This is a genomic window from Levilinea saccharolytica (genome assembly GCF_001306035.1).
GTDB classification, from domain to species: domain Bacteria; phylum Chloroflexota; class Anaerolineae; order Anaerolineales; family Anaerolineaceae; genus Levilinea; species Levilinea saccharolytica.
Genome location: NZ_LGCM01000027.1, coordinates 236,075 through 242,825 on the forward strand (window position 1 = coordinate 236,075; position 6,751 = coordinate 242,825).

Below are 6,751 nucleotides of genomic sequence, written 5' to 3' on the forward strand. Positions count from 1 at the left end.
ATTTTGGGGATTATTTCAGCGTCAGGGTGATCTCTGCCCCCGCCCGCGTCCGCACCGCCCCCGCCGCGCGCAGGCAGTTCCCCTCCGCCTGAACCGCAAAACCTTCAGGCTCCGCCACAACTTGGGGTGTGCTGCCGGCGGGGAAATGCAGCAGAAAAGTCATCTGCCGCGTTTCCGGCATCCCGCGGTACGTCCCCACGTCTGGCGATACCGCCAGATGCACCTGCCCGTCACGCGTTTGCGCCGTCACCTTCGTCTCGGTGAATTCACCTCGCTGGTAGGCGCGCGTCAGGCCGTCATCATCACGAAAGGTCAGCTCCGCTTCGAACGGCGGCCACAAGTGAAACTCAAGCGTGTCGAAACGATGGCCGTCACCGATAAAGCGGTGAGCCGGTCCCATCACCAGCCACTGCCCTCCCCTTACAAACAGCGGCAGCTCATCTACCGCCGCGCGCACCTCCACCCGTTCCCCGCCAGGCATCGCCTCATCCGTCCAAAAATTGAACCATTTCCCTGGCGGGAAAACCACCGCACGGGTGGCTGCCCCGCCTTCCACTACAGGGGCTGCCATCACCGCCGGGCCGAGCATCACCTGATCCGCAATCTCCAGCAATTCCGGCTCTCCCTCAAATTCCAGCGCCAGCGGACGCACCATAGGCGTCCCATCCATGTACGCTTCCCAACCCAGGCAGTGATAATACGGTAGCAGCCGGTAGCGCAGCTCGGCGTATCGCTGAAAACTCGCCGCCGCCTGCGGGCCGTGCGACCACGGGCTGCGGGTGTCGTCCACCGCCGCCGGCCGTTGAAAATAGCGCGCCACCGGCGAAAGCAGCGTCCATTGTGCGTAGCGCATATGGGTTTCGGGGGTCGTGCGACCGTCCAACCCAAACACATCTGCCGTCCAATACGAGAATCCCAACCAGCTCAAATTCAAGGCTGCCCGCAGGGTGGCCCGCAGATGGGCGAAGGTCGGTTTTTGATCCCCCAGGAACAGCGCCGGGTAGCGCTGCGAGCCCGCCCACACGCTGCGCGCATACACCATCCCCCGCCGGTCGTCCAACTCTTCCATCCCCTCATAAATCGCTTTGCCGTAGTAAAAACCGTACAGGTTGTGATACTCCTCACCCGTCAAGCCGGCGGCGGATCGGGCGTCCTTCGGCAGATATTCGCCATCGTCATTCTTGAAAAAAGCCACCCCCAGTCGGTACAGCGGCTCCATGCGCGCGCACCACCAGCGCGCGCCTGCGGGGTTGGTAAAGTCAAACATGCCCCCGCGCCCAAACCACCAGGCCGCATCCGGGTGCGCCAGATAGCCCGCATCCTGGGCCTGCTGGTAGCCTTCTAAATCACGCTCATCGTCCTTTTCCAGCCCCGCGGGAACGTTGCGCACGGCCAGGTTTAAGATGGCTTTTTTCAAAGGCTCGTTCTTCGTGTTTAAGAACGGTGTAAAGATTAAGCCCAGGCGCACATTTTCCTGCCTCAGATCTTCCACCAGCCGTTCCGGGCGGGGGAACAGGCTTTTGCGGAACTGAAAGTTGTGGAATTTCTCCTCCCAATGGTAATCCAGGATCACCCCGTCCAGGGCCACATCCCTCCGGCGGTGTTCCCGCACCAGCTCCACCACTTTGTCCTGACTCTCCTGCGGGTAAGCTGTTACCCACAGGCCAAACGCCCAGCGCGGCAGCAGCGGCGGCCGTCCCGTCCACTGTGTGTACTGGCGTACAATCTCTTTGAGTGTTCGGCCAAAAATCAGCAAGTAATCCGCAGGGCCTTGCCCAACCTCTACGCTCAAAATTCCCTTGCGGTCGTCCAATTTCCACCGGCTGGGGCGGCTGTTGAGCAAGAAACAGGCGTACCCACGGCTGCTGATGAACAGGGGGATGGTGGAATACGTCTGCCGCCCCTGCAAAAAAGCCGGGGATTCCCGCGCCTCCAGCTTCCATTGGCCGCTGCGGCGGGCATAGGCGTTAAACCACTCCCCCCACCCAAAAAAACACTCCTCCGGCTGGGTTTGAAACGCCAGCCGAAAGCCCCCTTTCGCATTCAAGCGCGGCGCTTGCGCCTCCGAAAAAAGCGCCCTCCCGTCAGCCCCACGCACCACAGCACAGCCTTTCATGGTTTCTACCCGAACATTCCCCTGGGCTTTCTCCGGCGGCAGGCCCACGAAAACATCCGCCAACCATGCAGCGTCTGAAGCCGCGGTGTGGGTGATGCGCACCCCGTTTTCTCCATAGAAGCGCGTCTGCATCTATACCTCCACCCCAGCCGCCCGCAGCGCCAGCACCAACCCGCCCAGAATCCCCGCCCTGGAGCCTAAAGCCGGGGGCATGATCACCGTTTCCAAATCCACCGCCGTCGCCGCCGCGGATAAATAGCCATTCAGCAGGGAAGCCGTTTTTTGGCGCAGCATGGGGAACAGCCGCGCCTGCTGCATCACCCCACCGCCCAATAAAATTCGCTGCGGCGATAGGGTACACAGGATGTTCTGCACCGCCAGGGCGGTGTACTCCGCCGCCAGGTCCCAGCCGGGGTGATCCTCAGGCCAGTTTTCGGCTGCCTCTCCAAACCGCGCGCGCAAGGCCGGGCCGCTGCACAGGCCCTCCCAGCAGTCGCCGTGAAAAGGGCAAATCCCCGCGAAGGGATCGCGCTCCCGGTCGTGCGGGATGCGCATGTGTCCCATCTCCGGGTGCATGGCTCCATGCACGGCGCGTCCCCCCACCACGGCTCCCCCGCCGATTCCCGTGCCGATGGTCACATACACGAAATCTTGCAGCCCCTTCCCTGCCCCCCAAACCCCTTCCGCCAGAGCAGCACCGTTCACATCCGTGTCAAACCCCACCGGAACCCCCAGCCCCTCCTGAAGGAAGCGCACCACCGGCGTCATCCGCCATCCCGCCTTAGGCGTCGCGGTGATCATCCCATACGTGGGCGACTCCGTCTGCAAATCCACCGGCCCAAAACAAGCCACGCCCAGAGATCGCAGAGCCGCATCGCCCAGGCCGTGCTGTGTTTGAAAAAAGCGCAGCGCCTGGCCCAGCGTTTCCTCCGGCGTGGTGGTGGGAATGCGCACTTCCGCCTCAATGTTCCCAGCCTCGTCCGCCACCGCGCAAATGAATTTCGTCCCGCCTGCTTCCACGCACCCGTATCGTGCCATCTTCTCATCCTCTTCTATCAACTATTTGCGTATGCCTGTTATCAGTCTAAAACACACCCCTCAAAACGGCAAGCGAGAACAGCCCGCATTCGCCGCCGAATCAGGTACAATCAGCAGGCATCCTGCCCTCAGGAGTAAACCTTTGGATCTACCACAAAGCTCAAAAATCTGCCGCTGTCTGCGCCCCACCTGCCGCTTTCACTTTCCAGCCTCCCCCCATCAAGCCCTGCCTGCCCACTGCCCCAAATGCGGCGGCCCACTGGAGATCACCGAGCTGCCGTACAGCGGCTTGCCGGTTCCATCCCAAATGGCTTCCCCCCAGCCGCAGGTTTCGGTTCTCCTGGATAACTTGCGCAGCGCCCACAACGTCGGCTCTATCTTTCGCACCGCCGACGCCGCCGGCATCGCCCACCTGTACCTGTGCGGCATCACCCCTACACCAGGCCAATCCAAGGTAGCAAAAACAGCCCTGGGCGCCGAGCTGCGCGTCCCCTGGAGCCAAACCTGGAACGCCGTGGATCTCATCACCGAAGAGAAAGCTCGCGGCGTGCAAATCTGGGCGCTGGAAGGCGGGCCTACTGCCCAACCGCTCTTTGCACAAACCCTGGCATCCTCCGCTGCACCCATAATCTTGATTCTGGGCAATGAAGTGTCAGGTGTGGATCCGAACCTGCTGGCCCTTTGCCATCAGGTGGTGTACCTGCCCATGTTGGGGCAAAAAGAATCCCTCAACGTCTCTGTGGCCTTTGGCATTGCCGCCTATTATTTACGTTTTTTAGCAGGGAATTAACTTCTAACTTTGCATTTTTGTAAGGTCGCAGCACTCAGAAAAGCTCTTGCATGCCGGTGTGAAAGGTGATAAAGTATATAAGTCAAACGCCTGGGTGCCCCCCTCACCCTGGCGTTTGACATTTTAATTTCAAGAACGTACTTCACTCATAATCCGCGGTTTTCTTCCTCAACCAGGTTCAACAAATACCGTCCATAGTGGTTGGTCGCCAGTTTGCGCGCCAGGGCATTGAGTTGTTTCAAATCAATGTAGCCCATGCGGTAAGCAATTTCTTCCAGGCAGGCGATCATTAACCCCTGCCGTTCCTCCACCGCCTCAATAAAACTGGCTGCCTGCAGCAAAGATTCATGCGTGCCCGCATCCAGCCAGGCCACCCCGCGCCCCAGCACCTCTACCTGCAGCTTGCCAGCCTGCAAATACATCTGATTTAGATCGGTAATTTCCAACTCCCCCCGGTTCGAAGGTTTCAACCGAGCCGCCATTTCACACGCCTGACGGTCATAGAAGTAAATCCCCGGCACAGCGTAGTTCGACCGCGGCTTGCTGGGTTTTTCTTCCAGGCTCAACACACGGTAATCCTTATCAAATTCCACCACACCGTAACGCTGCGGATCCTTCACCGGGTACGCAAAGATCACCGCCCCGTCGTCCACTTGAGCCGCCTGCCGCAGTGTATCCCCCAGTCCCGTTCCAAAAAAGATATTATCGCCCAAAATGAGGCAAACCGGCTCCCCGGCGATGAAATCACGCCCCACGCGCAGCGCATCCGCCAGACCGCGCGGTTTGCTTTGGGCCGCATACGAAAACTGCATGCCCCACTGCGCCCCATCCCCTAGCAGCCGCTCAAACCCCGGCAGGTCTTCCGGCGTCGAAATCACCAGCAGTTCCCGGATCCCGGCCAACATCAGCATGGAAATCGGGTAATAAATCATCGGCTTGTCATACACCGGAAGCAGCTGCTTGCTCACCGCCAGGGTCAGCGGGTACAAACGCGTGCCGTATCCACCAGCCAACACGATCCCTTTCATGCCAGTACGCTCCTACGGCCGTAGTTTTCTTCCATCCAGGCCTGGAAATCAGGTTTTGCACGGATGCTTTCAATCCATGCCGAATTCTCCAGATACCAGGCGATTGTCTTCCGCAGCCCGCTGTCCAGATCCTCACTCGGCTGCCAGCCCAATTCTTTGCGAATCTTTTCAATATTCATGGCATAACGCCGGTCGTGTCCAGGTCGGTCGCTCACATAGTGTATCAGCGAGCGCCGCGAACCAAAACTGGCCTTCGGCAGCCACTCATCCAAAATATCGCAGATCGTCTCGACGATGGTTTGATTCGTAGGTTGATTTTCACCGCCCACTCCATACGTCTCCCCCACCGCACCCTTCTCCAGCACGCAGTAAATGGCCTCACAGTGATCCTCTACATACAACCAATCGCGAATTTGCTGCCCATCGCCATACAGCGGTAAAGGTTTCCCCTCCACCGCGTTCAGGATCATCAAAGGGATCAGCTTTTCAGGAAATTGGTGCGGCCCGTAATTATTGGAGCAGTTGGTGATCGTCACCGGCAAACCAAACGAGTGAAAATACGCCCGAACCAGATGGTCACTGGCCGCTTTCGAGGCGGCATAGGGAGATCGCGGCGCATAGGAGGTTTGCTCATCAAAGGCCGGTTCCCCCGCCGCGAGCGCCCCGAATACCTCATCCGTGGAAATGTGGTGAAAGCGCACCCCGCTGGCGTACGCCCCATCAGGTTTTTGCCAGGCCTGCCGCGCCGCATCCAGCAGGTTCATTGTCCCCACCACATTGGTTTGAATGAAGCGCTGCGGCCCGGTGATAGAGCGGTCCACGTGGGTTTCTGCCGCAAAATGCACCACCGTGTCAATCGCATGGTCAGTAAAAACTGCCGCCAGGGTATCTGGGTCCGTGATATCACCCTGGATGAAGGTGTGCCGTCCTTCATCCGGCAAATTGCGTAGATTTTCCAGCGTCCCTGCATACGTCAGCGCATCCAGGTTGACGATGTGCGCCGCGTTATCGTGATTTAACAGGTAACGGATAAAATTGGAGCCGATGAACCCCGCTCCGCCGGTGACCAGAACATTCTGCATGCTTTTTCCTTTCACCCAAAATCATTATTCCCATTTTACCTCACCTGAGGGCAACGGATCTCCCCCCACCATCTTCGTATACGAAAACAACAACACATTTTTATCCGCAGGGTATAATAATTGCATCGTATACACACAGCACACCCATCACTCACCTGATTCAGCCCTGGTTGGTGTAACATATTTTCTGTAAAATGCTGAACCTTAACAAAAGCGGTGAGTCAGAAGTATCCTTAAGGTCACCACAACCGAAGAAGGAGACTAAAAATGACTCACCAAAATGATTATACCTTGGCAGAAGAGATCGTGGAAAAGGGACTGGATGCCATCCCGGAACTGATGCGAGTGCTAATCAACAACGCCATGCAGGTAGAAAGGGCGAAATACTTGCAAGCCAGGGAGTATGAACGCACAGAAAACCGCAAAGGACATGCGAATGGCTTCAAGCCCAAAACAGTGAAAACCCGCATGGGAGAGATCACCTTTGCCGTGCCGCAAGTCAGGGAAGGGGGTTTTTACCCCAGCGCACTGGAAAAAGGGCTGCGCAGTGAAAGAGCCCTCACGATCACACTGGCGGAAATGTACGTTCAGGGAGTATCCACGCGGAAGGTGAAAGCCATCACAGAGCAGCTATGTGGGGTTGAGATTTCGGCCATGCAAGTCAGCCGGGCAGCAGCTCAACTGGATGCAGTATTAC

The 6,751-nt window shown here is 58.2% G+C and carries 6 protein-coding genes; 2 read left to right on the forward strand and 4 right to left on the reverse strand.

Annotated elements, in window-relative coordinates:
• Positions 1 to 10: 10 nt before the first annotated feature.
• The gene (locus ADN01_RS07170; RefSeq protein WP_062418608.1) at positions 11 to 2,248 is read right to left on the reverse strand and encodes a glycoside hydrolase family 31 protein; all 2,238 of its coding nucleotides are present in this window, start codon (positions 2,246 to 2,248) and stop codon (positions 11 to 13) included.
• A complete protein-coding gene (locus ADN01_RS07175; RefSeq protein ID WP_075071034.1) occupies positions 2,249 to 3,154 on the reverse strand; it encodes an ROK family protein in 906 nt (301 codons plus the stop codon).
• 142 nt (positions 3,155 to 3,296) lie between these two features.
• On the opposite strand from ADN01_RS07175, the gene ADN01_RS18765 reads away from it, so the two are divergent.
• Positions 3,297 to 3,944 carry an RNA methyltransferase gene (locus ADN01_RS18765; protein WP_062418613.1) on the forward strand — a complete coding sequence of 216 codons (648 nt, stop codon included), beginning with the start codon at positions 3,297 to 3,299 and terminating at the stop codon, positions 3,942 to 3,944.
• A 146-nt stretch (positions 3,945 to 4,090) separates the two neighbouring features.
• On the opposite strand, the gene rfbA is transcribed toward ADN01_RS18765, so the two are convergent.
• A complete protein-coding gene (gene rfbA / locus ADN01_RS07185; RefSeq protein ID WP_062418614.1) occupies positions 4,091 to 4,972 on the reverse strand; it encodes a glucose-1-phosphate thymidylyltransferase RfbA in 882 nt (293 codons plus the stop codon).
• Positions 4,969 to 6,054, reverse strand: a complete 1,086-nt coding sequence (rfbB, locus tag ADN01_RS07190) for a dTDP-glucose 4,6-dehydratase (protein ID WP_062418615.1) — start codon at positions 6,052 to 6,054, stop codon at positions 4,969 to 4,971. Before rfbB ends, rfbA begins: the two co-directional genes overlap by 4 nt.
• A 267-nt stretch (positions 6,055 to 6,321) precedes the next feature.
• Here rfbB and ADN01_RS07195 point away from each other — a divergent pair.
• On the forward strand, positions 6,322 to 6,751 hold a 430-nt coding region (locus ADN01_RS07195), incomplete at its 3' end, for a transposase (RefSeq protein WP_201778650.1).

What these genes read in the sequence shown, in the direction of transcription:
- rfbA (WP_062418614.1), bottom strand. Translation starts at nt 4,972, where the DNA reads ATGAAAGGGATCGTGTTGGCTGGTGGATACGGCACGCGTTTGTACCCG.
- rfbB (WP_062418615.1), bottom strand. Translation starts at nt 6,054, where the DNA reads ATGCAGAATGTTCTGGTCACCGGCGGAGCGGGGTTCATCGGCTCCAAT.
- ADN01_RS07175 (WP_075071034.1), bottom strand. Translation starts at nt 3,154, where the DNA reads ATGGCACGATACGGGTGCGTGGAAGCAGGCGGGACGAAATTCATTTGC.
- ADN01_RS07170 (WP_062418608.1), bottom strand. Translation starts at nt 2,248, where the DNA reads ATGCAGACGCGCTTCTATGGAGAAAACGGGGTGCGCATCACCCACACC.